The organism is Vibrio sp. VGrn 2, assembly GCF_009361695.1.
Classification (GTDB): Bacteria; Pseudomonadota; Gammaproteobacteria; order Enterobacterales; family Vibrionaceae; genus Vibrio; species Vibrio diabolicus.
Genome location: NZ_RBWD01000002.1, coordinates 98,351 through 123,310 on the forward strand (window position 1 = coordinate 98,351; position 24,960 = coordinate 123,310).

A 24,960-nucleotide genomic window follows, 5' to 3' on the forward strand; every position below is an offset into this window, starting at 1 on the left:
AAACATCGCCCTTCATATGCATTGCCATTAACCTTATGTTTTTAAAAACTTAATTTATTGGCACGCAGTCTGCAATTCCTAAATAAACAAAGAACTCAACGAGGGTTTGAGAATGGAATTCAGACAAAAACAAAATAGCACTCAACGCAATAAAAAAGTGATATTACACGTCGTGCAGCACTTAGCTCCTGGCGGTTTGGAAACGCTCGTATTAGAGATGCTTCGTTTTGCGCAACCGAATCATTCCGTGTTTGTCGTAAGTTTAGAGGGAAGCAAAGCGCAAGCACTGCAATGCTGGTCAAAACTCTCGGCCTACCAAGGCCAACTGCACTTTCTCAATAAGAAACCTGGATTCAGCGGGACAACCATAAGTACGCTGACTTCCATGCTCAAAGGACTTAAGCCTGATGTGGTCCACACTCACCATATCGGTCCACTCTTATATGGTGGGATTGCGGCACGCTTAGCGCAGGTGCCAGTAATTATCCATACTGAGCACGACGCCTGGCATCTGAATAACAGAAAGTCAGCTCGACTGCAGTCCCTACTGCTAAAAATGATTCGTCCACATGTGGTTGCCGATGCGAACTTTGTCGCCGAACAAATCCAGACAAAACTGAATTACCGCAAAGTCTGCACCATTCACAATGGAATCGATTGCCAGAAATTTCAAAGCGGTAATCAAGCAACCAAGAGAAACTTGTTTGGGCTTCCAGCCAACAAAACCGTAATTGGAGTAGCTGGACGTTTAGAAGCTGTTAAAGGCCATAAAGTGCTTATCGAAGCCCTCTCTCATCTTACGCCAAACACACACCTAGCCATTGCTGGAGATGGTTCTCAGAGAGCTCAATTGGAAGCACAAGTTAGAACGTTAAAACTTGAGGATCGCGTTACCTTTTTAGGCTTGGTCGATGATATGCCCAGCTTTTACCAAAGCCTCGATTTATTTTGTTTACCGTCGCTTCAAGAGGGTTTCCCCCTCTCAACACTAGAAGCTCAAGCATGTGACATTCCTTGTGTCGCAACCGATGTTGGTGGCGTGAAAGAGACGCTCTGCCCGATTAACAGCACATTGGTTGAAGCCAACCGAGTATTCTCTTTGGCGGAAGCTTTGTCGCTGCAATTGAAATCAACCCATGGTTCTCCTCGAACTTTTATTCTCAAACATTTTGATATCAGAGACATGGTGAGTCGCTACTCACGTTTGGCCAAGGAGGCTAGCTATGAATGATTTACTTTGGATTACAGGTTTTGGTTTATCCGCATTTTTGATTGTCTATCATCATGTTGGTTATCCATTGCTACTTAAATGGCTTCCTTTAAAACAGCAAAAAACCACAGCACCATTTGTAGAGCGAGCTTACAAAGCCTCTCAAACAGACAGTCAGTTACCATCTATTACTGTCATCGTGCCCGCCTACAATGAAGAACAATGGATAGCAGAAAAGATCCGCAACCTTGCGAGCTTAGATTACCCAAGAGATAAATTGAAAGTGGTGATCGCATGTGATGGCTGCACAGATAACACAGCCGAGATTGCTCAAGCAACGATTCAAGAAGCAATCTGCTCCGATACACTGTTCATCATTAATGACCACCAAGTCAATCGCGGTAAAGTTGCCCTACTCAACGAAGAAATGCGTCATGTTAACTCGGACATTACCGCACTAAGTGATACATCGGCATTGATTTCTTGCGATTCTCTGTTGCTAGCTAGTCAGCATTATCAAAATGAGAAGGTTGGAGTGGTTAACGCGACATATCAAATAATGAGTACCGATAACCAAGGTGAAGCAGCGTACTGGCAATACCAGTCTCGAGTGAAGCACCAAGAATCCTTGCTAGGTTCAACGATTGGCTCTCACGGTGCGTTTTATACATTCAGAACCCACCTATTTGAACCACTTGAAGTCAGCACCATCAATGACGATTTTATTCTCCCTATGAGAATCGTTTTGCGAGGCTATAACGCTATCTACGAACCTAACATGCTGGCTCTTGAACTCGAACAAAGCTCAGACGACGCAGACTTCAAGCGACGCCTAAGAATTTCAGCGGGTAACATGCAGCAGCTCATGCAATTAAAGAAATTACTGCTACCTCGCTATCGTGGCACTGCCTTTGCATTTCTATCGGGAAAGGTTCTGCGCTTAGCAACACCCTATTTGATGATTGTTTGCTTGGTTTGTTCACTGCTACTGGCACACAACCCGCTGTTTCAAATAATGCTGCTCGCTCAAGCCTGTGTTTATGGTATCGCACTTGTCACTTACTTGGTGCCTGCACTTAACACAGTCAAGCCTTTTAAACTGATTAGCTACATCGTCATTGGTCATCTCGCCAATTTCATCGGCGGTATGAAGTATTTGCTAGGAATGGAAAATGGACGTTGGAAACGCGTCAACCAATAAGGAAAGCATCATGAAAAACTCACGCTACGATTCAAATGTATGCCACGCGAAAAGAACGTTTGATGTACTGGTTGCAATGTTTATTTTGCTCGTCACTGCACCACTATTCCCATTTATCGCGCTAGCTATAAAAATCACATCAAAAGGCCCAGTGATCTATCGTCAACTGCGTGTTGGTCGCTGTACACCAGAAAAAATGGATCTTTTTCAAATCATGAAGTTTCGCACCATGTATATTGATGCGGAGCAACGCTCCGGTGCAGTTTGGGCAACCGAAAATGATCCTCGAATCACACCAGTAGGACGTTTTTTACGTAAGACGCGTTTAGATGAGCTACCACAGCTGTTTAATGTGTTGAGAGGTGAAATGTCCATGATCGGGCCACGTCCAGAGCGCCCTGCTTTCTACCAAAAGTTGGAAGATGAAATCCCTTATTTTGTAGAACGCACATATGGCGTATTACCAGGAATTACAGGCCTAGCGCAAGTTAACCAAGGCTATGATGCATGCATTGAAGATGTAAGACGTAAAGTTGGTTTTGACCACAGTTACGCACTAAGCTTAGGTTCGTTCTACTCTTGGATTTCAATGGACCTTTCAATCATGAGTAAAACATTCGTTGTAATGATTGATGGACGAGGCCAGTAGTTTCTCGATTCTGGTAACGATCACTCTTGCCACTGGCGTCGCATCTTTTCGATGGTCGCTGGTGGCACATCATGAATGCTTTGATACGCGCCGCGACACACTTTAACTTCCACCTCAATGCGCTTCTTCACGCAGTAGTCCAAGTAACGCTTCATCTCCCAGTGCCGAACAAACGTATTACTCACAATCACGACTTTCCCTTTGTTCAACCACTTTCGAGTTTGCTGAAAACACCATTCATGCGCTTGGGGTAACTCAGTTGGGTTAAAGTGATAATCACCTTCATCATTTTCAAAATACATGTCAGCTTCAAAATGCTTAGCACCAAGCTCTATCGCCAATTGCTTTGCTAAGGTTGTTTTACCTGAACCTGGAAGTCCACGAATAAGAATGAGTTTAGCCAGTGACATAATGCTGTTAAATGAGGTGGGAATAAGCCCAAACTGTAACGGAATTATTGAAAAAGAAAAGTAGAAATAAAAAATGCCGAGCGCATTAGGCTCGGCATTTAAATTCAATAGTGGATAGTGTTTATTTGTAAGCTGACAGTTCGGTTCTTAACCCTTTAACCAAGCTTACACACATCAACAACAGAACAAAGGTAAACGGTAATCCCGTTGCAACCACACCGGACTGCAATGCTTGCAAGGCTTCTTTACCACCAACCCAAAGCATAACAGCTGCAATTGCACCTTCAATACAAGCCCAGAAAATACGCTGTGGAATTGGTGCATCAATCTTACCACCCGCAGTGATACTATCGATAACCAGTGAGCCAGAGTCTGATGATGTAATAAAGAACACCAGAATCAGCACGATAGAAAGCATTGAAATCACTGAGCTATACGGAAGCGCATCGTAAACATGGAACAGAGTCAGTGAAATATCAGTTAGACCATTTGCGCCTAGCTCACCAACTTTATTCACCACTTGGTCAAGCGCGATACCACCGAATACAGACATCCAAATCAAGGTAACGACAGTAGGAATAACGATCACTGCGAACAGGAATTCTCGAACCGTACGACCTTTAGACACACGCGCGATAAACATACCAACAAACGGTGACCAAGATACCCACCAAGCCCAGTAGAATACCGTCCAGCCGTGCATCCAAGTTTCATCTTCACGACCGTGGGGGTTGCTCAACGGAATAATATTTTCAATGTAAGCCATTGTTGTGTCGCGTAGCGAACCCCACGCCGTATCAAACGTGATAAAGGTAATGAAAATAAGCAGGGCAAACGCAACCACCATATTGACGTTACTCAGTAGCTTAACACCACCATCAATACCACGAATTACTGATAGCACCGCGATAAAGGTAACAAAGGTGATCACAATCATTTGTGTACCAATGCCGCCTTCTAGACCAAAGACATGGTTAATACCACTGGTCGCCTGCTGAGCACCGAGACCCAGCGACGTTGCAAGACCAAACAGCGTGGATAAAACGGCAAGAATGTCGATAACATGTCCTAACCAACCCCATGCTCGGTCACCAAAAATTGGATAAAACGCCGCGCGCAATGAAAGCGGTAAACCCTTGTTAAAAGCAAAAAACGCAAGTGCTAGTGCAACGAGTGCGTAAATACTCCAACCATGCACACCCCAGTGGAACATGGTGGCACCCATCGCGAGAGATTTCGCTTCTTCTGTGTATGGCACTGCGTTCAGTGGCATTCCCCACCAATCAGTGAAGTACGCGGTCGGCTCCGCCACACTCCAGAACAGAAGGCCAATACCCATACCAGCAGCAAAGAGCATCGACAACCAAGAAACGGTTGAGTGATCCGGCGTTGCTTCTTTGCCACCTAAGCGGATTTTACCCAGCGGAGAAAAAAGAAGAGCAACAGCGAATAATAAGAAGAAGTTTGTCGACCACATAAAGAACGCATCAAACTGTTCGATAATTCCGTTTTTCAGACCGTTTAATACATCACGAGCAGTGGTTGGCTCAACAAGAAGAAGTGAAATTAGACAGAAAACAACGAGACCCGCACTGATGCCAAAAACGGGGTTATGTATGTCGAATCCCCACTTTTGAACGTTGTCCTGTCCAACCTGATAGTCTGTTGTGTCGATACTATATTTTTTAAATGCATTATCCATAAATACAAATTTAACGTGAATTTGAAACGCCCCTCAGGTGAGAAGTACTCCAATACCGCCCTCCATTAATTTGAACTCTAAAGTTTTAAAGCGGGGCGAAGTTTAGCAGTAATCACATATTTTTGCAAAAAATCGCCATTTATTGCATTTTTGGCTCAGTTAAAGGCAGATGAGAACAAAGTAATATCAACACAAAAATTATGAGGTCTAACGATTGATTTTATCGTAATTTGATCGTTCGAAAAGCACTGGAAATACTTGCGCTCTGTGGCTTTATCATTGATGGGCGCGTAAATTGAGATAAGTAACACTGACTTGGTTTCAAAGATAGCGATGAAACCAAGTCAGTAAAGTTTTCATAGAGACTGATTATTATAGGAAATGGAAGGTAATATTCCCCGTCACACTGCTCACGGTGTCACTATCGCTGTCAATATCCACGCCAAACGCTTGATAGCTTGCCCCAATAGAAACATTATCGAGCAAGAAGTATTCGGCACCGACACCATACATGTAGGAGACACCATCATCTTTATCTAGATTTCTCAGTCCGCCGTCATAATCAACATTGAATGCATTGATGCCACCTTTGGCATAGACATGAAGCGGCCCAAAGTCGATGCTTGGTTTCGCTGCTAAATAGAATGAATCAAAATCAGCACTACCCCTGCTGCCACTCAGTGATAAATCCACCTTGCCGTGATTAAAGTAACCTGCTTCAATGCCAATGAATGGCAAAATACCAGTACCTACATGAATACCGTAGGTTGTATCGTTTTCGCTATCGATATCAGATTGACCAATTTGACCGCCAGCGTAAATCCATGAGTCAGCCATTGCTGATGTTGAGCACAACGTTAGAGCTAATAACGAGAGTGTTTTTTTCATACTATCCCTTCCTGAGCGATTCCTAAGCGAAACATTACGCAAATATGCGCATTTAATCGCCACTATATATTGGAAAGCATGAGCATTTTAAGATCCAAAAGTGAATAATTTATGTTCAACTTTTGTTTTGTGACTTCCAGACAAAAAAACACCGACATAAAGTCGGTGTTTTTCATATGGGTGTTAGAAAGCTAGACGCTTATAGGAAATGCAGTGTTGCGTTAACAGAGAACGTGCCGATATCGTCTTTACCCGCCGTGTAGTTCATGTAGCTAGCACCAACAGACATCGGACCAAAAATGAAGTACTCAGCACCTACACCGTACATTAGATCCAAATCGTCATCGTCTTTGCCGCCTTTCACTTCTTTGTCCCACTGGTGGAAGCCACCTTTTGCATACACATGCAGTGGACCAAAGTCGATGCTTGGCTTAAGTGCTGCGTAGTAAGACGTTAGCTTAGTGTCTTGACCATTTACGTTAAATTCACCGTGTTGCGTCACACCTGCTTCAATACCAATGATAGGTAGGATGCCTGTACCAACGTGAACAGAGTATGATGTATCCGTCTCACCTTTGTAGTCAGACTGACCTACTGTTGCACCACCGTAAATCCAAGAATCTGCCATTGCCGCAGAAGATGCGCCAAGTAGCGCCACTGCTAATAGAGTTTTTTTCATCATCTACCTTTACTCTTTATTATTCCCACGTCTGCATAACTCAGTCGTTGGTACTACAAATAAAGGGAGGCGAACCATTGCCTCCCAGAACTAAAAAATAACGCTTATTGAGTTACTAGCAATTAGTGTACCAGTAACCTCATACGCGATAATTGCAAATCTGACGCTATTTTACTGGTTGATTAGCAAGCATCAATCGCGTTTTTGACTCGTTTATCAGAAACAGGATAAGGAGTGCCTAATTGTTGAGCAAAGTAACTCACGCGAAGCTCTTCAATCATCCAACGCACTTCTTTTACGTTTTCAGGAATGGCCACACCTTTCGGGATCTTGTTCAGCAACTCTTTATAGTCTTGAGTCACAGATTCAATCTTCAGCATATGTAAACGATCTTTGTTTGGATCGATTGGCAACTTCTCCATACGACGCTCTATCGCACGCATGTAGCGAAGAATATCCGGCAAGCGTTTCCAGCCACATTCCGTCGCAAAGCCTTTGAAGATCAAGCCTTCAATTTGTGCTTTGATATCTGACAGAGCAAACGCCATAGTGAAGTCGATTTTGCCTTTTAGCTTCTTATTGATGCTGAACGCCGTTGTCAGAATAGTCTCAACCTGTTTCGCGATCTCTACGACGGTATCACCCAGTTCAGCACGAACGTGTTCTTTCAACGCTTCGAACTTCTCTGGCTCCCAAACTAAGCCACCCTGCTCTTCAATAAGCTTATCGACACCACAGGCGATACAGTCATCGATCAGATCAAGCACTTTGCCGTAAGGGTTAAAATACAAACCCAACTTCGATTTGTTCGGTAAGTTAGCGTGCAAATATTTAATTGGAGACGGCACATTCAACAAAATCAAACGACGCTGACCAGCACGCATTGCCGTTATCTGCTCGTACTCCGTTTCGTAGAGTTTGATTTCAACGCTGTCTTTGCTATCAACAAGTGCAGGATACGCTTTTACATCGTAGCCACCACGTTTTTGTTGATACACTTTCGGCAATTCACCGAAGCTCCACGTATGCAGACCTTGCTGTTCAATATCGTCATCTGCCACTTTGGAAAGCGTTTCTTGAACTTTGTCTTTCAAGCTCTCTTTCAATTCGTGAAGATCTTTATGTTCCTTCAGTTTGCGATTTCGATGATCAACCGCTCGGAACGTGACTTTCAAGTGTTCAGGCACCTGTTCCAAGTTCCAGTCTTCACGCAACACTTCTACACCCGTCATGCGGCGCAGTTCTTTTTCTAGCGAGTCTAGCAGCGGCGCTTCCATTGGTGTTACGCGTGCTAAGAATGCATCGGCATAGTTCGGCGCAGGTACAAAGTTCTTACGAATCGTCTTCGGCAGCGATTTAATCAAACTAACAATAAGCTCATGACGCAGACCAGGGATCTGCCAGTCAAAGCCCGCTGGCTCAACTTGGTTTAAAATCGGCAACGGCAAATGCACTGTGACACCGTCACTATCATCGCCCGGTTCAAATTGGTAACTCAACTTGAGCTTCAAACCATTTTGATGCCAGAAGTTCGGGTAATCCAAATCGGTCACATGGCTAGCATCACCCTTGAACAGCATCTCTTTTTCAAAGTTCAGCAGTTCAGGATCTTCTTTCGATGCTTTTTTCCACCACGTATCGAAATGTTTACCAGACACCACTTCGGTACCAACACGTTGGTCATAGAAATCAAACAGCTCATCATCATCCACCAAGATGTCACGACGACGAGATTTGTGTTCAAGCTCTTCCACTTCTTGCAGAAGCTTACGGTTTTGTTTAAAGAACGCGTGTTTGGTTTCCCACTCACCTTCAACCAATGCACTACGAATAAAGATTTCGCGGCTAACGGTCGGATCGATACTGCCGTAGTTCACCAAACGTTTCGGTACGATTGGCACGCCGTAAAGCATGACTTTTTCGTGCGCCATCACCGCCGCGCGTTTCTTCGACCAATGCGGTTCGCTGTAACTGCGCTTGATAAGGTGTTTGGCTAATGGCTCAATCCACTCCGGCTGAATCTTGGCAATGATACGGCCCCAAAGTTTCGAGGTTTCCACCAACTCGGCTGACATTATCCACTTAGGTTGTTTCTTAAATAGACCCGATGCAGGGAAGATATGGAAACGAGCATTGCGCGCGCCTTGATATTCATTCTTTTCTTGGTCTTTCATACCGATGTGCGACAACAAACCAACCAAGATCGCACTGTGTACGCCATGGTAAGACGCAGGCTCATCGTTCAGTTTGAATTCCATTTCACGCATCGACTGGTGAATTTGGAAGTACACGTCTTGCCACTCGCGAACGCGCAAGTAGTTCAAATAATCTTGCTTGCACTGTTTGCGGAACTGGTTGCTAGACAACGCTTTTTGCTGCTTTTGTATGTATTCCCACAAATTCACAAACGTCAGGAAGTCCGACTCTTCATGGAAGAAACGACGGTGCTTATCATCTGATGATTGTTGTTTGTCTGAAGGACGCTCGCGTGGATCTTGAATCGACAAGGCTGCTGCAATGATCATCACTTCTTTAAGCGCACCATATTTTGGCGCTTCCAAAACCATACGCGCCAAGCGTGGGTCGATTGGCAAACGAGCTAATTGGCGACCGATGGAAGTCAGGCGTTTTTTCGGGTCTTTTACCTCAGAATTAATCGCGCCAAGCTCTTCCAGCAAACGAACACCATCTTGGATGTTACGTTTGTCCGGCGCTTCCACAAATGGGAAAGCTTGAATGTCGCCCAAGCCAAGTGCCGTCATCTGTAAGATAACCGATGCTAGGTTGGTACGCAGGATCTCGGGGTCGGTAAACTCTGGGCGCGACTCAAAATCTTCCTCTGAGTACAGACGGATACAGATACCCTCTTCCACACGACCACAACGACCTTTACGCTGGTTCGCACTCGCCTGAGAAACTGGCTCGATTGGAAGACGCTGAACCTTAGTACGGTAACTGTATCGACTGATACGCGCCGTACCCGGGTCGATAACGTACTTAATGCCAGGAACAGTTAGCGAGGTTTCTGCCACGTTGGTTGCCAGTACAATTCGGCGACCGGCATGAGGTTGGAAAATCTTGTTCTGCTCGCCCGCCGACAAACGCGCGTAAAGCGGCACAATTTCGGTGCTCTTCAGATTGCGTTTAGACAGTGCATCTGCGGTATCACGAATTTCACGCTCACCGTTCATGAAGATCAGGATGTCACCTAAACCTTCATCGCACAGTTCATCTACCGCTTCGAAGATGCCTTCAAGCTGGTCACGATCATTGTCGTCATCACCGCTTAGTGGGCGGTAACGGGTTTCTACTGGGTAAGTACGACCTGACACTTCAATAATTGGTGCATTGTTGAAGTGTTTTGAAAAACGCTCTGGGTCGATGGTTGCCGACGTGATAATTACTTTCAAATCAGGACGGCGTGGTAGCAACTCTTTCAAGTAACCCAAGATGAAATCGATGTTAAGGCTGCGCTCGTGCGCTTCATCGATAATAATGGTGTCGTATTGATTCAAGAAACGGTCATGCTGAATTTCAGCCAACAAGATACCGTCCGTCATCAATTTGATTTGGGTATTTTCAGAGATCTGATCGTTGAATCGAACCTTGTAACCAACAAACTCACCCAGTTTGGTTTCCATCTCTTCGGCAATACGGTTCGCAACCGAACGCGCCGCAAGACGACGAGGCTGAGTATGACCAATCAGGCCGAACTTACCGCGACCAAGCTCAGCGCAGATTTTTGGCAGCTGAGTGGTTTTACCAGAACCGGTTTCACCCGCGACGATAACCACTTGGTTTTCTTCGATCGCTTTAGCGATGTCGTCACGCTTTTGGCTGACGGGCAGAATTTCTGGATATTCAATCGTTGGCTTGTAGCTGCTGCGTTGTTCCGCAACCATCATTGATTTGGCAATGTCGAGTGCAATTTCATCAAACACAGCATTACGTGCTGCATCTTTCTTAATTTTGCTCGCACCAGAAATGCGTTTACTTAAACGGAAGCGGTCACGCATCATGCACTGGCTTAACGCTTTACGTAGAGACGCCGCGCTATTCACTTGAGCCTGAGGTGCTTTATCTTGTTTCGCTGTCGCCTTTTGCACACCATTTGACGGTGTCGCTTGCTCTTCAGCGGGATTCTTTTTTGGGGGCTGTGACGAAGTCAAAGCGTTTCCTATTCTTTTCATTACAAAAACTGCGCGGATTGTATCACACAAGATCTGCAACAAGATAACCGAAACCACATTCAAATTTTTCGAACATGTTCAGCGAATCCCTATACTTTTTAACCAACGTGCCTCGCTTATAATGGCTCCCATAGTCAAAAGCACTTATTTAAGGAATAACCATTATGTCTCGTGTACTAGCTCTAAAATCAAGCATCCTTGGCGATTACTCTCAATCAAACAAACTGGTTGAAGACTTCATCAAAAATGTAGACCAAGACAAGCTAACTGTTCGTGATTTGGCTGCAAACCCATTACCAGTTTTGGACTTCGCCGTTGCCACTGCACTTCGCGCAACGGAAGATCTTTCACAAGAACAACAAGCGGTTGTCGAACTGTCGGATACCCTTATTGAAGAAGTAAAAGCCGCAGACACTTTGGTTATTGCCGCACCAATGTATAACTTTACAATTCCAACTCAGCTTAAAAACTGGATTGATTTGATTGCTCGTGCTGGCGTGACATTCAAATACACTGAAAACGGCGTTCAAGGCCTGATCGAAGGTAAGAAAGCGATTGTCATCACGACTCGCGGTGGTATCCATAAAGATTCACCAACTGACAACGTCACACCATACCTGCGTACCGTGCTAGGTTTCGTTGGTATCACTGATGTGGAATTTGTTTATGCGGAAGCGCTAAACATGGGTGAAGATTTCGCTGCGAAAGGCATTTCTGAAGCGCAGAGCCAACTTGCAGCGATAGCGTAAATTGGCCAAGCTAGATAGAAGAATGTAAATAACAAGGGATTGGTTCGCGCCAATCCCTTGTCGATCAAAATACCCTAATCGTGTTTAGAAATTATCTTATTTCTCCCAGAGCGATTCACTTTCTCTAAGTTGTGTAGCGCTTCGTGATAGAGCTTTTCCAAAGACTGCTCGGCTTCGTTTATCATATTCTCAATCATCGCATCAAACGCGACATCACTCGGAATTTCGAGATCGTCTCCAACGTCAACCTCAAGAGAATTGACGTACAACACTAACCATTCATCCCCCTCTAAATGCCCTTCCCCGTGGACGACAAAAAAACGCTTGGCAAATTCATCGTTGGTACAGTTTATCGCCTCAATTTGAATATTGAATGAGGAGTCGATACTCATGGTGCTCATGCCATCCGATTCATCAGATGCATCACAAACAGCCTTAACTTTGGCACGATACACGAAGGTTCGCGTTGAAAGCAGCATTGTATTATTCATCATTACTCATAATGGGTGATAAAGAAGTCAGTTGCAAATCCGACCTATATGCATCTTACGATGCTCTAAAACTCGAACTGGAAGTAAATGGTATTGTAGTTGCTCCCGCCTTTAATGCGCCCAAACTGGGACGCACTTTCGAAAATTGCTGAGCGGTGATGCAATGAATAACCCACCCACATATTTTCCCAGTTTTTTTGGTTGAATAAGTCACCTATATTTACATCAAACGAGAAGTCTAAGTAGTTCAGTAGCTTACTTGGTGTATAACCCTTGTCTTCCATTTCGGTTCCTTCGATGTAGGTAATGTTGTCGACGTATGACATACCTTCCGCAACACCAAATCGCCAAGTCGTTGGCCAATTAACGGTATAATAAGCCTTAATCGCCATCACGTATTCTGTGCTCGCGGACTGTACACTGGACGACCAGTGATGAACCAAACCTGGCGTTAAATAAATATCAAGAGGAAAACCAAACAACTCGTCCGTTAGCGGGTGCCCATAAAACAGTGAAGTAAGTTGATTGTTGTATGGGTCTTTTTCTCTCTCAAAGCTAAATATTTCACCAATATTTGAAGGCGTCGCCCAACCATGCGCGATACGTAGGTATGGTTTATTCCTCAGTGTTGATTTCGGAGCTTTGCCTTTATCGTTGAAAAAACCAAAACCGACAAACACTTCACCTTGATATCGGTCTTCTACAAGCTGGCTGTTGTAAGCATTATCATCTAAGCGAGTGACACTCGTCTCCCCCAATAAATACAAGTTGGAAGTCACATGATAACGCGCTTTGATGCCGAGGTTGGCGTCAAGTCCTGCTCCAATTCTTTCCCCAGTAACATCTTTAAACGCATAATATTCACTGTTGAAGTCAGCGTCTTTGTATCGAATCGTGATAGATGGCTCTAACTCCCAATCACCAAACGCATAATTAGCGGCAAGGCGATAATTAGAGTGAAACTGGAGTTCATCGTCCGTCATTAGTTCTACTTCCGCGCGCCAGTTGTCGTTAATGCTATAACGAACTTGACCACCAAAGTCGACTCTGTCCCCTTCATTGGCATTTTGTAGCGACATGGGAATATCAACAAATCTCAATCGCATGATCGCACTCGCGCGCCAGTCAGAATCACTCTCGTCATACAGAAAAACGCCGCCTTCAATGCCATTGATATACAAATGCTCGTTTTCAAAGAACATCATTGGTACAAATGTACTCACCGTCGAGTCATTATCGGGGGTATAAAACGGGATCGATGCGGTGCGATACATCGCTGCAATTCCCCATGTTTGCTCTTCTACACCATACGCAGAAGAAGCCATCGCAGCTAAAGGCAAAGTGAGTGTTGTTAGAATTAATCTCTTCATGAGTTCGAAAAATGTTGGTTGAGAAGCAGGCAAACATCAATGATTTGCCATTTAAAGCTTATGTTCTTCTGATGATAGCCGTTACAATGACAAATGTTGTCATCCTCGTGACAGTTTGAGTCCCAAGATTATATTAATATTGCACGACTAGATGAGCTTATTTGTGAATATTTTTACTATCGTAACAAGCTCTTAAAACTCTAGCTTAGTTCTAAATCAAACATAATGAAGTAAAAAAGTGAAAGCATCAGAACTTATCTCTACCTTGAATCATTTACCCGCAGACACGGACCCAGACATTGTGATGGGAGAAGCATGGCTGCCTGAAAGGTTGATAGGGACTCAACTTGATGGTGACATGTTATTTTTGCACTTTGATAATGCTCCAGAAGATGGTCAGGGAGACGAAGAGGGACGCGGCTTCGTCGAGCACGAAATAGATCTAATCAGAACGCGACTTCAGCAGATTTTGGATGAAGACAGTGATAACGCGTCAAAAGCCGATGCCATGCTAGGTTTATTCCTTATGGGACATGAACTTAGCAGTTCACAAGTTATCGAAATATTAGAAGAAGAAGCTGACACATAAGGAGCCGTTTTGCCAGCATTGATGAATACGACTGAAACATCTTCACTTCCTCTTATCGTTGCAGGTCCGATTTTGCGCAAAGTGACCGCAACTGAAATCAATATTTGGTTAGTCACCACCCAACGCTTGGAGGGTATGGTGCAAATTACGGATGAAAACGCCTCCGTCCTTCATCAAGCCCCCTTAAGTGAGCAAAAAGAACAGCTTCAAATCGGTCTCAATGCGTGGTGCTGTTTGTTGCAATTAAAGGGCGAGTTTCCGACCCATCAAACGTTACGCTATCAAATACAAACGCAACACGGCTCAGTAACGGAACTGCTTCCTCATCTGACTTATGAACGAGATAACTGTCCAAATTTGGGCGTTGAGTTCCTAATCAGCGAAAAAGCAGATTATGTTCTGCATGGCTCGTGCCGGAATCCCCACCACTTCAGTAAAGATACATTGGTCGCTGCGGATCATAAAATCGCATCTCAAACCATCGAAGAAAGACCAGATATGCTCATCATGAGTGGTGACCAAATCTACGCAGACCATGTTGCAGGCCCTACTCTGGACGCCATCGAACAAGTCATTGCCCTACTCGGTTTACCGGGCGAAGAATTCGAGCAAGCGCCGATAAAAAATACCAATGCCCTCTACCAGCACTCAGCTTGTTATTATGGTCGGGACAAATTGTTGCCTCATTATGTGAATGATGGCAGTTTACTGAGTACGTTTTTCCCGCACAGAGGGACGCCAATATTCAGCGCCAAAGAGTGTGAAAACCATCTAATAAGCTTTGCCGAATGCTTTGCAATGTACTTATTGGTTTGGTCTCCAACCTTATGGAAGCTCATTCGGACAGATCGCTTATTAGAAAATGAGTTTACTGTCGGCGGAGCAACTCTCGACCCCAAATGGCAACAGCAATGGCGAGAAGAAAAAGCTCAAATAGATAAATTCGTCTCAGGTCTAGATAATGTTCAACGCCTACTTGCTCACATTCCAACCTACATGATCTTTGATGATCACGATGTCACCGACGATTGGAACCTTACCATAGGCTGGGAACAAGCCGCGTACAGCAACGCCTTTGCAAAACGTATTATAGGCAACAGCCTGATTGCCTACTGGCTCTGCCAAGGGTGGGGAAACGCGCCAGAAAAATTCAATGATGAATTTATGAGTATCGCTCAACGCTTTTTCAACGAGCGTTCCTCACAAACTCAAGATGCATTTATTCAATATTTGTATCGCTTTGAGAATTGGCATTACACCATTCCGACGACGCCAAAAGTTGTCGTGCTAGATACGCGAACCAGACGCTGGCGTTCTGAGTCTAAAATGAACAAGCCCTCTGGGTTAATGGACTGGGAAGCAATGATTGAGTTCCACCAAGAACTTGTTCATCAAGACAAAGTTATCATTGTTTCTGCCGCGCCGATGTTCGGAGTGAAATTTATCGAAGCACTGCAGCGAGTAGTAACGATGCTTGGTAAACCATTAATGGTCGATGCTGAAAACTGGATGGCGCACCCCGGAAGTGCGAATACGCTTATTAGTATTTTTACACATACTAAGACGCCGACCAATTTCGTTATTCTCTCTGGTGACGTGCACTACTCTTTTGCATACGATATTAAGCTCCGCTATCGAAAAAATAGTCCGAATATCTATCAAATCACCTGTAGCGGGATTAAAAATCAGTTCCCAACCCAATTGCTCAATATTTGTGATGGTCTAGATAGACTGCTATATAGCCCTCGTTCGCCTTTAAACTGGTTTACAAAACGTAAGCGGCTAAAGATCTACAAACGCGCACCAAGTACGCACAATTTTTATCGCTTAGTTAACCACAGCGCCATTGGTGAGCTGCGTCTTGATGACGAAGGAAAGCCGAGTCAAATTAGCATTCTAACGAGCGATGGTGAAGAGGTACATTTTCCACCAACTCGTGCAGAAGGCTAAATCTCGCTCCCAAAATGACTTGCCCTTTCTTGAAGGCAAGTCATTTTGACTGAACTTAAAAGTACGAGGGATTTGGGTAGATGAGCAAAGCTCTTGACTGTCAACGGCGTGCTAAATTTGATACCACACCTTGAGATCTACCGTATTTATGACCATGTTAACCAAATAAACAATAGCTCGGTGTTCAATATGTTTAACTCTCTCACCTCATTATTTAAACAGCTCATTGAAGGCTCTGATTTAAGCCAAACCAACACACTCTCTCCGAATATGGCTATCGCGTGCTTGCTGTGTGAAGTATCTGGCGCAGACCATAACGTCGATGATAAAGAGCAAGAAACAAAGCGTTCATTATTGATGAAGCTTCTGTCATTAAATGAAGAAGAATCAAATGCTTTGTTAGAGCAAGCGCAACAGAAAATAAAAGACTCCGCGTCTCTGTACGATTTTACTTCTCAACTGAGAGAATTGACTCAAGAAACACGCTACAACTTAATCAAAAGCATGTGGGAAGTGGCGTATGCCGATGGCGAAATTGATCCACTAGAAGATGCAGTGATCCGCAAAACAGCAGAACTACTCTACGTTGATCACAGTGAGTTCATTCGAGCAAAGTTGCAATCTCAGTAAGGAAACAAGGTAAACATGTAAGTCGCGCAAGCTATTTCAAGTCTACCGTGAAATGATGGCGAAGATTGAGTTCTATAGCCATAAAAAAACGCGCATTACGCGCGTTTTTTCGATAAGCCAACGACATTGTTATTAAAATACTGGTCAAGATATGAATGTGTTTGACGAGCTCTACACTAAACAGATTCCATGACAAAACGACAATGGTTGAATGACGATTTGATTACAAGTTTGCCTATCTATAGCGGACCATTAAAGCATAGTCAGAGCGAGCTTAGCTAAATTGTACGCATCCACATAACCAGAATGTTGGCGCCCTTCCCAATCAATGCCTTTTGCTTCTTGAGCGGCTCGGTGACCAATACGCTTATCCTTAAGACGATTTTGAATGCGATAAAGCGTCGCTAAGTTGATGAACTCCGTAAATGGCGCTTCAATACCTTTTTGCTTACACTCTTCAAGCAGGATGAGGTCATCTCGGCCCCATGATGCATAAATCTTGTTTCGACCACCGAAGTTCTTAACCATGGATTTAAGCACTTCTTCTAATGGGCGTCCTTGTTTTTCAATTTTACGTGGCGTAATACCTGTTAGCTCGGCACAAAACAGCGAAACTTCATCATGTTCAGGTTTTACGTAGTATTGAGCTCGCTTGACTATCTCGCCTCTAGACAAATCTATTTCAGCCAACCCAACTTCGATAATTTCACCCGTGCTGCCGACACCATTTTCGTTCCAGCAACACATTTCTAAATCGAAGCATACAATACGGTTATGGTTCATAGTTTGTCTTGATTCCTAACATAAAATTTTAAAGCGTGGGATTCTACCGTAACACGGTGTAAAACTCGAATTTGCGCGCCCATTTAATCGCCAATCGACACATTATTACGACCGTTTTTTTTACTCAAATAAAGTTGATTATCCATTTTGTGATACAAGCTTTCAGGATCTTCATCTTTATGGACAGCCGCGCCGATACTTAACGTGCAAATGATTGAAGCATCGCCATAGTCAAAAGCCGTATTTGCCACGATGCTCCGCAACTTTTCCAGATAAGCTTCCAGTACTTCTTTATCAATGACTTTAGAAATAATACAGAACTCATCACCACCAGCACGATAAAATCGGTCTCCAGGCTTTAGATTCGCACTGACTAGCTTAGTCACATGCTGCAATGCTTCATCTCCCCCTAAATGACCGTGCTTGTCATTGATAACTTTGAAGTGGTCGATATCAAAACCAACCAATGCGAAGCTAACACCTTTGTTTATCTGGCTAAGCAAATGATCGTTAAACGCTCGGCGATTGAGTAACTGAGTTAGAGGGTCACGCTCAGCCATCCTTTTTAATTCGACGGTTTTAAGCTCTAACATGACCGCCAAGCGCTCTTTTTCTCGCGACTGTAAATTCACAATCCAACTAATCAAAAAGGCGATTACCAACCCGGCTAATGTCGTGCCCGCTAAAATAGAACGCTCCCAAGCAGAGACGGCATCAGAAAGTTTAAAATCAATCCGCCACTCACGATTAGGCAGTTGAATAGTACGGCTTATAACCGTTCCTCGAATGTTATCCCAGTTTGAACTTTGGAAGAGAACGGGGTCATCTGCTGCGTCAAAGCCTAAATCTTCTACGCGCACCGACATATCTAGCTCAGTCGCGGTTTTCGTGATCAAATCCTCAAAGTAAACCGTACTTCGAATCACCCCTGTCACTACACCTAATAAATGTTTGTTCTCGAAGTCAAACACTGGATGGAACACTAGCAGCCCAGTTTTAGGAATGGACTTGTCATACCCATCTTGCAGTAAGCGAACTTTATCCGAGACATTTGCTCGCCCATTTGTGGATATATCATCCAAGATGAGATCGAAGCGTTTACGTGAAAAATAGAAACCTAATAGAGAAAGGTTTTCTGGTGTTCTTGGATAAATATCCGATGCGATAAAAATTGGCTCTTTGTGTTCAAAAATGTACCCGTAGGTTTTGGGGCCATCTTTAGGAACGGTAAACGGTTGGAAATTAGGAAATGTTTGACGGGTCTTTAAAATATGCTCATCAAGGTCTTCGAATTCGACCTTTTGCATCCATTGAAGTCCAATTAGACTTCGCGAGCTATTGATTACTTGTTCCGCATACATTGGGAACGAAGACCAATAGGTGCGTTCAATCGAATGAAAAAAGTTTGCACCTGCACCAATGAACTTTAAATCATTTTCGACGTTTGCTTTCAGTGATTCTGCTTGTCGGTCAGCTAAAGTATCAAACGTCGTCTGCGTATACCGTTGCTGCATCGTATAAGCAGCACCGACCACACCAGCAGTGACACACAACGTCGCTGCAAAAGCTAGAATAGAGTCTGAATGTCGTTTGATAACGCTCTTGTGAGCGGTGCTTTGTGTCATATCGTAATTTTGATACTTCCGTAAGTTAAACTTCGGGATCTATTGAAATACTGCGTTAGCAACGCACAAACATCAAGCAACAACCTATGCTGGGCAGTCCGATCGTCGATTTTTCACGCTGTTCGTACGGTATAGTCACGAATTATTACAGCCTTAAGCCTTGAATATGCTACCATCCGTCATCATTTTAATGTCTAAACTTGGTGCAAGATCGCAAAGACGATCGTTTTAGTGAACACATATGAGCCAATACTGAGCACCAATAATCAATAGAAAGAGAAAAAACGTCATGAACATTGATTTGAACCTAATTCCTCAAACGTTCGATATGCTTCACGCTGGCCTAACCGCATCGAGCGTTTTGCTTCTTTTAGTCGCGGTCTCTCGCAAATCAAAAGTGGTTGAGAAAGTCGTAGAAAAACCGGTCGAGAAAATCGTCGAAGTTGAGAAGCCAGTTGAGAAGATCGTCGAAGTAGAAAAAGTCGTTGAAGTTGAGAAAGTCGTAGAAAAAGTCGTTGAAGTTGAATCGAAACTCGCAACAGCTTCTACTGATTCTGCAATGCAGCTACTCTCTATCATGCAACAAGAAGCTCGTCTGATCGACTTCCTACAAGAAGACCTAACTTCGTTCTCTGATGAAGAAGTAGGCGCAGCAGCTCGCGTAATTCATACTGGTGGGCAGAAAGTATTGAACGATTACGTGACACTTGCGCACGTTCGCAACGAAGACGAAGAAACTCGTATTACGGTTGAAGAAGGCTTCAACCCACAAGAAATCCGCCTAACTGGTAACGTGACAGGCAGCGCGCCGTTCCACGGCACTCTAGTTCACAAAGGTTGGAAGGCAACGTCTATGAACCTGCCTAAACTGGCTGAAAACTACGATGCATCTGTGATTGCTCCAGCCGAGGTTGAGCTGTAATGGAACACATGAACCAAGAAAATCATTCTCAAGAAACGAATAACCAAGCGTTTGCTCAAGAACAACAGACGCCTAAATTCAGCGTCGGTATCGACTTAGGTACCACACACTGCGTGATGTCTTTTGTTGATACGCACGACGAAGATGCTCGCGTTGAAGTAATGCCTATCCCACAGCTGACTGCGCCGGGTACGGTAGAGACTCGTAGCCAACTTGGCTCTTTCCTTTATCAACCACACGAACACGAAATGAACCCGCAATCACGTGTTCTTCCGTGGTCAAGTGAGCCAAAAGCTTTAGTTGGTGCAATTGCACGTAACCTAGGTTCAAAAACACCAATTCGTCTTGTTGCAAGTGCGAAATCTTGGCTTTGCCACGGTGGTGTAAACCGTCGTGACGCATTTCTACCAGCGGGTAGCCCAGAAGAAGTGGAAAAAGTATCCCCTCTTCGCGCAACCGAGCTATACCTTGAGCACTTAAAAGATGCTTGGAATCACGCAAACCCAAATCACAACCTTGCCGATCAAGACGTTATCATTACGGTTCCTGCTTCTTTTGATCCTGCTGCTCGCGATCTAACAGCAGAAGCAGCACGCAACGTTGGTTTTGTGCACCTAACGCTTCTAGAAGAGCCACAAGCTGCACTTTACAACTGGATTGATAACAGCAACGACAAATGGCGCGACGAAGTTGAAGTTGGCGACATTGTGCTTGTGGTCGATATCGGTGGTGGTACAACCGACCTTTCTTTGGTTGAAGTAACTGAAGACGACGGCAACCTAACTTTGAACCGTATCGCGGTAGGTGAACACATCCTACTTGGCGGTGACAACATGGACCTTGCACTTGCGTACCGCTTGAAGATGAAGCTAGCGCAAGAAGGCAAAGAGCTACAGCCGTGGCAAGTTCAGGCGATGACGCACGCATGTCGTGACGCGAAAGAAGCGCTATTGAACGACAGCGAACTTCAGTCAGTACCAATCGTAGTACCAAGCCGCGGTTCTAAACTGCTTGGCGCAACGTTGAAGACAGAACTGACTCAAGAAGAAGTACAACAAACATTGGTTGACGGCTTCTTCCCTCAAGTTGCGATTACGGACCACCCTGTTCAACGTAACCGTGGCGCACTAACGCAAATGGGTCTGCCTTACGCACAAGATGCGGGTATTACTCGCCACATTGCAGCGTTCTTGTCTAAGCAAGCACACGCGCAAAGCGGTGGTGAATCAGCGCAAGCTCAAGATTTCAACCCATTTGCAAACATGCCAGGTATGCCAGGCGCGGATGCAGCGCAATCGGCTGACTTCATCAAACCAACGGCAATCCTATTCAACGGTGGTGTGCTGAAATCAAAACTTCTAGCCACTCGTCTAGAAGACACGATTAACGAATGGCTAATTGAAGCAGACGCAGAAATGGCGAAACGCCTAACAGGTGTGGATCTAGACCTTGCGGTTGCTAGCGGTGCGGCTTACTACGGCTCTGTGCGTCGTGGTCAAGGCGTTCGTATCCGCGGCGGTATTGCTTCGGCGTACTACGTGGGTATCGAAAGTGCGATGCCTGCGATTCCGGGTATGGCGCCTCCAATGGAAGCACTGTGTGTAGCACCATTTGGTATGGAAGAAGGCTCAAGCGTTGACGTACCAAGCCAAGAGTTTGGTTTGATCATCGGCCAGCCAGTTAACTTCCAATTCTTCGGTTCAACCGTTCGTCGTGACGACCTAGCAGGTACTCACCTTGACTACTGGGCACCAGAAGAGCTTGAAGAGCTTCCAGAAATTCAAGTAACGCTGCCTGTATCTGAAGGTCGTCGTGAAGGTGAAGTGGTTCCAGTTACCCTAGCCTCTCGCGTCACAGAGCTTGGTACGCTTTACTTAGAAGCCATTGCCGCTGATAACGGGCAAAAATGGCATGTTGAGTTCGATGTGCGCGAAGACGCGAAAAGTGACTCAAACGAAGAACAATAATTAGAAGTCAAACGGCATCCAATCGGGTGCCGTTTTTAAATACACGAAGGTTTGGTTTTGTATGGCATCTCCTCGTTTCCTTGTTGGTATTGACCTTGGCACCACAAACACTGTGGTGGCCTACTGTGAAATCACCGACAACCTTGAACAATCCGAAGTATCCCTATTTGACATCGACCAACTGATTGGTCCGGGCGAAGTCGTTCGTAAACCACTTCTGCCCTCTTTCCGCTATCATCCAGCTGTAGGTCAAATCTCCCATTCTGACCTCACTCTTCCTTGGGACAACGAACCTGTTGCTGGCGACATTAACAATGTCATCGTTGGTGAATGGGCTCGTGAATTAGGCGCGAAGGTGGAAGGACGTCAGGTATCCAGTGCAAAAAGCTGGCTATCGCACCAAGCAGTTGATCGTAGCTCAGACACTCTTCCTTGGGCTGGTGCGCAAGACGTGGATAAAGTTTCACCCGTCATTGCCAGCGCAAGCTACCTCAACCACATTCGTCAAGCATGGAACTACCGTCATCCTAGCAACAAGCTAGAAGACCAAGATGTAATTGTGACTGTTCCAGCATCATTCGATGAGACGGCTCGTAAGCTCACGCTTGAAGCCGCAGAGTTGGCAGGTTTAAAGAAAATCGTCCTGCTCGAAGAGCCACAAGCCGTATGTTACGACTGGTACGCACGCCATCAGAAAACCGCAGCTGATGAGCTCAAAGAGTTACCGCTGATTCTGGTGTGCGATGTGGGCGGTGGTACCACCGACTTAAGCTTGATTGAAGCAAGTTTCTCTACTCAAGATGAGCTAGCCCTTGATCGTATTGGCGTTGGCGAACACTTGATGCTGGGTGGTGATAACCTCGACTTAGCATTAGCACACCTTGCAGAAAGCCGCTTCAATCAAAGTAAGAAGCTCACTGCAGCAAGCCTAACAAAGCTAATTCAGCAAACTCGCAAGGCGAAAGAAAACCTACTTTCAGCGAGTGCACCTGAAGAAGTGAAAATCACCATGTTAGGTAGCGGCTCTAAGCTACTTGGGGGCACAAAGAGTATTGCTCTAAGCAAACAAGAAGTGCACCAAATCGCATTAGATGGCTTCTTCCCGCTTTCTGATTTCAGTGAAGTACCAGACAAACGCCGCAGCGCGGTTGTCGAGTTTGGCCTTCCATACGTTGCTGACCCAGCGGTGAGCAAGCACGTTGCCGAGTTCTTAACTCAGCACCAGCAAGTCGCTCGTGCCGCTCTTGGCATTGAAAACGATAAACAAAACGCGATTCCAGTTGGCGTGTTGTTGAACGGAGGCGTGTTTAACAGTGATCTGGTGACTGAACGTGTCACCGCCCTACTTTCTGACTGGCGCGGCGCACCAGTTACGGTATTAGATAACCCACATCCAGATTGGTCTGTTGCATTAGGTGCTGTAGCATTTGGTAAAGCACGTCGTGGTGCACAGCTTAAAATTGGTGGTGGTGCAGCGCGTTCTTACTTCTTGCATCTTCAAGAAAAAAACAAAATGGGTAAAGCCCTCTGTTTACTTGCAAAAGGAACAGAAGAAGGCCATGAGATCCGTTTAAGCGGTCGTCGTTTCTCGCTTACCCTAGGTGAACCCGTTCGCTTTAACCTGCTGACTTCTACCCACGATACCTTAACCAATAACACCGCCATTCAAAATGGCGTGATGGTTGATGTTGACCCAGACTTGTTTGCTCCGCTACCGCCTTACATCACGACACTTGAAGGTGAAGGCGCAGAGTTACAAGCTAACCAGAAAGAACGTGTCGAAGTGCAATTGGCTTGTCAACTAACAGAAGTTGGCACTCTTAAGATGGAGTGTGTCAGCGCAGAAGACGACAACAAACGTTGGGAACTCGAATTTGAAGTCCGTAACAAGCAAACCGATGACAGCGAGCAAGTTAAGCTTCACCCTAAACTGAACGAATGTAAGGAGCTGATCGCTCGCCTTTACAGCGGTAATAAGAAAAGCGCAGAAGGCAAAGAGATCAAAACCTTAGCCAAAGACCTTGAGAAGAAGCTCGGCAAACGTGACGAATGGGACTTCACCACACTCCGTCAACTTTTCGATACTTTTGCACAAGGTCGTAAGCGTCGCCGTCGTTCTGAACAGCACGAGAAAAACTGGCTTCGTTTGGCGGGCTTTGCATTGCGTCCGGGCTTTGGCGATCCAACCGACTCATGGCGCATCGAGCAAGTTTGGGGACTGTATCAACAAAATATTCAGTTCAAAAACCATCAAGGCTGGACAGACTGGTGGGTATTCTGGCGACGTATCGCGGGCGGTCTAAGCCAAGAACAACAAGAAACCATTTTGGCAGACATCGCGAAATACTTACACCCTGGTGCGATGAAAAACCCACAATCCGCCAAAGCGGCACAAGACATGGGTTACGAATCCATGGTGCGTCTTTCAGCCTCTCTGGAGCATCTAGAAGTGGAAGATAAAGTTCTATTGGCAACGTGGTTCTTGAGTAAAGCGATCAACCAAAACCAGTTTGAACAAGCGCACTGGTGGGCGATGGGACGTTTGGCTTCTCGCACACCACTTTATGGCAGCCAGCACAACGTCATTCCTCGTGAACAAGCAGAACAGTGGTTGCCTAAGCTGTTAGAGCAGAACTGGCAGAAAGAGCCAATGATCGCTTTCGCAGCCGTAATGATTTGTCGTAAGACGGGCGACCGACTATTCGATATCTCTGACGACTACCGAGAGCAAGTTCTAACGAAGCTGAAACAAAGTAAAGTGCCCGAATCTTGGGTATCACTAGTTAAAGAAGTGAAAGAGCTTTCAGAAAGCGAATCAAAACGCGTCTTCGGTGATGCTTTACCAAGCGGTTTAACGCTAGTTCATCATTAAATCCACTCTACACAAGAACACGAGTTAGACGTACAAAGCCCTTCCGACGAAGGGCTTTGTTGTATCGCATTCTTTTGGTTTTG

General features: G+C 45.0%; 19 protein-coding genes. 10 read left to right on the plus strand and 9 right to left on the minus strand.

The annotated features are described in order from the left end of the window. Nucleotides 1–112: 112 nt before the first annotated feature. The 3 genes from D8S93_RS04380 to D8S93_RS04390 are packed head-to-tail and all read left to right on the plus strand — an operon-like array spanning nucleotide 113 to nucleotide 3,060. Nucleotides 113–1,231, plus strand: a complete 1,119-nt coding sequence (locus D8S93_RS04380; protein WP_152812177.1) for a glycosyltransferase — start codon at nucleotides 113–115, stop codon at nucleotides 1,229–1,231. Beyond that, on the plus strand, nucleotides 1,224–2,411 hold the full coding sequence (locus D8S93_RS04385; protein ID WP_005394229.1) for a glycosyltransferase family 2 protein: 1,188 nt from the start codon (nucleotides 1,224–1,226) through the stop codon (nucleotides 2,409–2,411). Before D8S93_RS04380 ends, D8S93_RS04385 begins: the two co-directional genes overlap by 8 nt. A 10-nt stretch (nucleotides 2,412–2,421) precedes the next feature. Then, complete coding sequence (locus D8S93_RS04390) at nucleotides 2,422–3,060, plus strand: sugar transferase (protein WP_005394228.1); 639 nt, start codon at nucleotides 2,422–2,424, stop codon at nucleotides 3,058–3,060. Between the two features lie 20 nt (nucleotides 3,061–3,080). On the opposite strand, the gene D8S93_RS04395 is transcribed toward D8S93_RS04390, so the two are convergent. The 5 genes from D8S93_RS04395 to hrpA form a co-directional block, all read right to left on the minus strand. Continuing rightward, nucleotides 3,081–3,470, minus strand: coding sequence for an ATP-binding protein (locus D8S93_RS04395; RefSeq protein WP_005394226.1), 390 nt, complete (start codon nucleotides 3,468–3,470; stop codon nucleotides 3,081–3,083). A gap of 121 nt (nucleotides 3,471–3,591) precedes the next feature. Then, complete coding sequence (locus D8S93_RS04400) at nucleotides 3,592–5,172, minus strand: BCCT family transporter (RefSeq protein ID WP_005394224.1); 1,581 nt, start codon at nucleotides 5,170–5,172, stop codon at nucleotides 3,592–3,594. Nucleotides 5,173–5,544: 372 nt separating this feature from the next. After that, nucleotides 5,545–6,060 carry an outer membrane beta-barrel protein gene (locus D8S93_RS04405; protein ID WP_005394222.1) on the minus strand — a complete coding sequence of 172 codons (516 nt, stop codon included), beginning with the start codon at nucleotides 6,058–6,060 and terminating at the stop codon, nucleotides 5,545–5,547. Nucleotides 6,061–6,259: 199 nt separating this feature from the next. Beyond that, nucleotides 6,260–6,739, minus strand: a complete 480-nt coding sequence (locus D8S93_RS04410; protein WP_005394221.1) for an outer membrane beta-barrel protein — start codon at nucleotides 6,737–6,739, stop codon at nucleotides 6,260–6,262. Nucleotides 6,740–6,921: 182 nt separating this feature from the next. Next, entirely contained in the window at nucleotides 6,922–10,908 is a 3,987-nt protein-coding gene (gene hrpA / locus D8S93_RS04415; RefSeq protein ID WP_193621575.1) for an ATP-dependent RNA helicase HrpA, read from the minus strand. Between the two features lie 185 nt (nucleotides 10,909–11,093). Between hrpA and D8S93_RS04420 the strand changes: the two genes are divergently transcribed. Next, nucleotides 11,094–11,678, plus strand: coding sequence for an FMN-dependent NADH-azoreductase (locus D8S93_RS04420; protein WP_046875241.1), 585 nt, complete (start codon nucleotides 11,094–11,096; stop codon nucleotides 11,676–11,678). A 74-nt stretch (nucleotides 11,679–11,752) separates the two neighbouring features. Here D8S93_RS04420 and D8S93_RS04425 read toward each other — a convergent pair whose 3' ends face one another. Beyond that, the gene (locus D8S93_RS04425; RefSeq protein WP_225311865.1) at nucleotides 11,753–12,172 is read right to left on the minus strand and encodes a hypothetical protein; all 420 of its coding nucleotides are present in this window, start codon (nucleotides 12,170–12,172) and stop codon (nucleotides 11,753–11,755) included. A 62-nt stretch (nucleotides 12,173–12,234) separates the two neighbouring features. Then, nucleotides 12,235–13,539: a MipA/OmpV family protein gene (locus D8S93_RS04430; protein ID WP_152812181.1), complete on the minus strand. Its 1,305-nt coding sequence runs from the start codon at nucleotides 13,537–13,539 to the stop codon at nucleotides 12,235–12,237. 238 nt (nucleotides 13,540–13,777) lie between these two features. Between D8S93_RS04430 and D8S93_RS04435 the strand changes: the two genes are divergently transcribed. From D8S93_RS04435 to D8S93_RS04445, 3 genes are all read left to right on the plus strand, one after another. Next, nucleotides 13,778–14,128, plus strand: a complete 351-nt coding sequence (locus D8S93_RS04435; RefSeq protein WP_005377676.1) for a hypothetical protein — start codon at nucleotides 13,778–13,780, stop codon at nucleotides 14,126–14,128. Nucleotides 14,129–14,137: 9 nt separating this feature from the next. Further along, a complete protein-coding gene (locus tag D8S93_RS04440) occupies nucleotides 14,138–16,078 on the plus strand; it encodes an alkaline phosphatase D family protein (protein ID WP_193621576.1) in 1,941 nt (646 codons plus the stop codon). A gap of 189 nt (nucleotides 16,079–16,267) precedes the next feature. After that, a complete protein-coding gene (locus D8S93_RS04445; RefSeq protein ID WP_005394215.1) occupies nucleotides 16,268–16,708 on the plus strand; it encodes a TerB family tellurite resistance protein in 441 nt (146 codons plus the stop codon). A 252-nt stretch (nucleotides 16,709–16,960) separates the two neighbouring features. Here the strand turns inward: D8S93_RS04445 and D8S93_RS04450 are convergent, their stop codons facing one another. Together D8S93_RS04450 and D8S93_RS04455 are read right to left on the minus strand one after the other, a co-directional pair. Beyond that, a complete protein-coding gene (locus tag D8S93_RS04450; protein WP_005394213.1) occupies nucleotides 16,961–17,491 on the minus strand; it encodes a 3'-5' exonuclease in 531 nt (176 codons plus the stop codon). Nucleotides 17,492–17,574: 83 nt separating this feature from the next. Beyond that, nucleotides 17,575–19,116 (minus strand): sensor domain-containing diguanylate cyclase, encoded by a 1,542-nt coding sequence (locus tag D8S93_RS04455; RefSeq protein WP_152812183.1) that lies wholly within the window; start codon nucleotides 19,114–19,116, stop codon nucleotides 17,575–17,577. Between the two features lie 289 nt (nucleotides 19,117–19,405). On the opposite strand from D8S93_RS04455, the gene D8S93_RS04460 reads away from it, so the two are divergent. The 3 genes from D8S93_RS04460 (at nucleotide 19,406) to D8S93_RS04470 (ending at nucleotide 24,877) form a co-directional block, all read left to right on the plus strand. Beyond that, nucleotides 19,406–20,038 (plus strand): DUF2760 domain-containing protein, encoded by a 633-nt coding sequence (locus D8S93_RS04460; RefSeq protein ID WP_152812185.1) that lies wholly within the window; start codon nucleotides 19,406–19,408, stop codon nucleotides 20,036–20,038. Then, the gene (locus D8S93_RS04465; protein WP_193621577.1) at nucleotides 20,038–22,005 is read left to right on the plus strand and encodes an Hsp70 family protein; all 1,968 of its coding nucleotides are present in this window, start codon (nucleotides 20,038–20,040) and stop codon (nucleotides 22,003–22,005) included. The genes D8S93_RS04460 and D8S93_RS04465 overlap by 1 nt, the downstream gene beginning before the upstream one ends. A gap of 61 nt (nucleotides 22,006–22,066) precedes the next feature. Then, complete coding sequence (locus D8S93_RS04470; protein WP_152812187.1) at nucleotides 22,067–24,877, plus strand: Hsp70 family protein; 2,811 nt, start codon at nucleotides 22,067–22,069, stop codon at nucleotides 24,875–24,877. Nucleotides 24,878–24,960 lie beyond the last annotated feature (83 nt).

Bases quoted from the DNA above. Each gene is read 5' to 3' on its own strand.
- D8S93_RS04450 (WP_005394213.1), bottom strand. From the start codon at position 17,491: ATGAACCATAACCGTATTGTATGCTTCGATTTAGAAATGTGTTGCTGG.
- D8S93_RS04420 (WP_046875241.1), top strand. From the start codon at position 11,094: ATGTCTCGTGTACTAGCTCTAAAATCAAGCATCCTTGGCGATTACTCT.
- D8S93_RS04460 (WP_152812185.1), top strand. From the start codon at position 19,406: ATGAACATTGATTTGAACCTAATTCCTCAAACGTTCGATATGCTTCAC.
- D8S93_RS04465 (WP_193621577.1), top strand. From the start codon at position 20,038: ATGGAACACATGAACCAAGAAAATCATTCTCAAGAAACGAATAACCAA.
- D8S93_RS04425 (WP_225311865.1), bottom strand. From the start codon at position 12,172: ATGATGAATAATACAATGCTGCTTTCAACGCGAACCTTCGTGTATCGT.
- D8S93_RS04470 (WP_152812187.1), top strand. From the start codon at position 22,067: ATGGCATCTCCTCGTTTCCTTGTTGGTATTGACCTTGGCACCACAAAC.
- D8S93_RS04455 (WP_152812183.1), bottom strand. From the start codon at position 19,116: ATGACACAAAGCACCGCTCACAAGAGCGTTATCAAACGACATTCAGAC.
- D8S93_RS04430 (WP_152812181.1), bottom strand. From the start codon at position 13,539: ATGAAGAGATTAATTCTAACAACACTCACTTTGCCTTTAGCTGCGATG.
- D8S93_RS04445 (WP_005394215.1), top strand. From the start codon at position 16,268: ATGTTTAACTCTCTCACCTCATTATTTAAACAGCTCATTGAAGGCTCT.
- D8S93_RS04380 (WP_152812177.1), top strand. From the start codon at position 113: ATGGAATTCAGACAAAAACAAAATAGCACTCAACGCAATAAAAAAGTG.
- D8S93_RS04400 (WP_005394224.1), bottom strand. From the start codon at position 5,172: ATGGATAATGCATTTAAAAAATATAGTATCGACACAACAGACTATCAG.
- D8S93_RS04385 (WP_005394229.1), top strand. From the start codon at position 1,224: ATGAATGATTTACTTTGGATTACAGGTTTTGGTTTATCCGCATTTTTG.
- D8S93_RS04395 (WP_005394226.1), bottom strand. From the start codon at position 3,470: ATGTCACTGGCTAAACTCATTCTTATTCGTGGACTTCCAGGTTCAGGT.
- D8S93_RS04390 (WP_005394228.1), top strand. From the start codon at position 2,422: ATGAAAAACTCACGCTACGATTCAAATGTATGCCACGCGAAAAGAACG.
- D8S93_RS04405 (WP_005394222.1), bottom strand. From the start codon at position 6,060: ATGAAAAAAACACTCTCGTTATTAGCTCTAACGTTGTGCTCAACATCA.
- D8S93_RS04410 (WP_005394221.1), bottom strand. From the start codon at position 6,739: ATGAAAAAAACTCTATTAGCAGTGGCGCTACTTGGCGCATCTTCTGCG.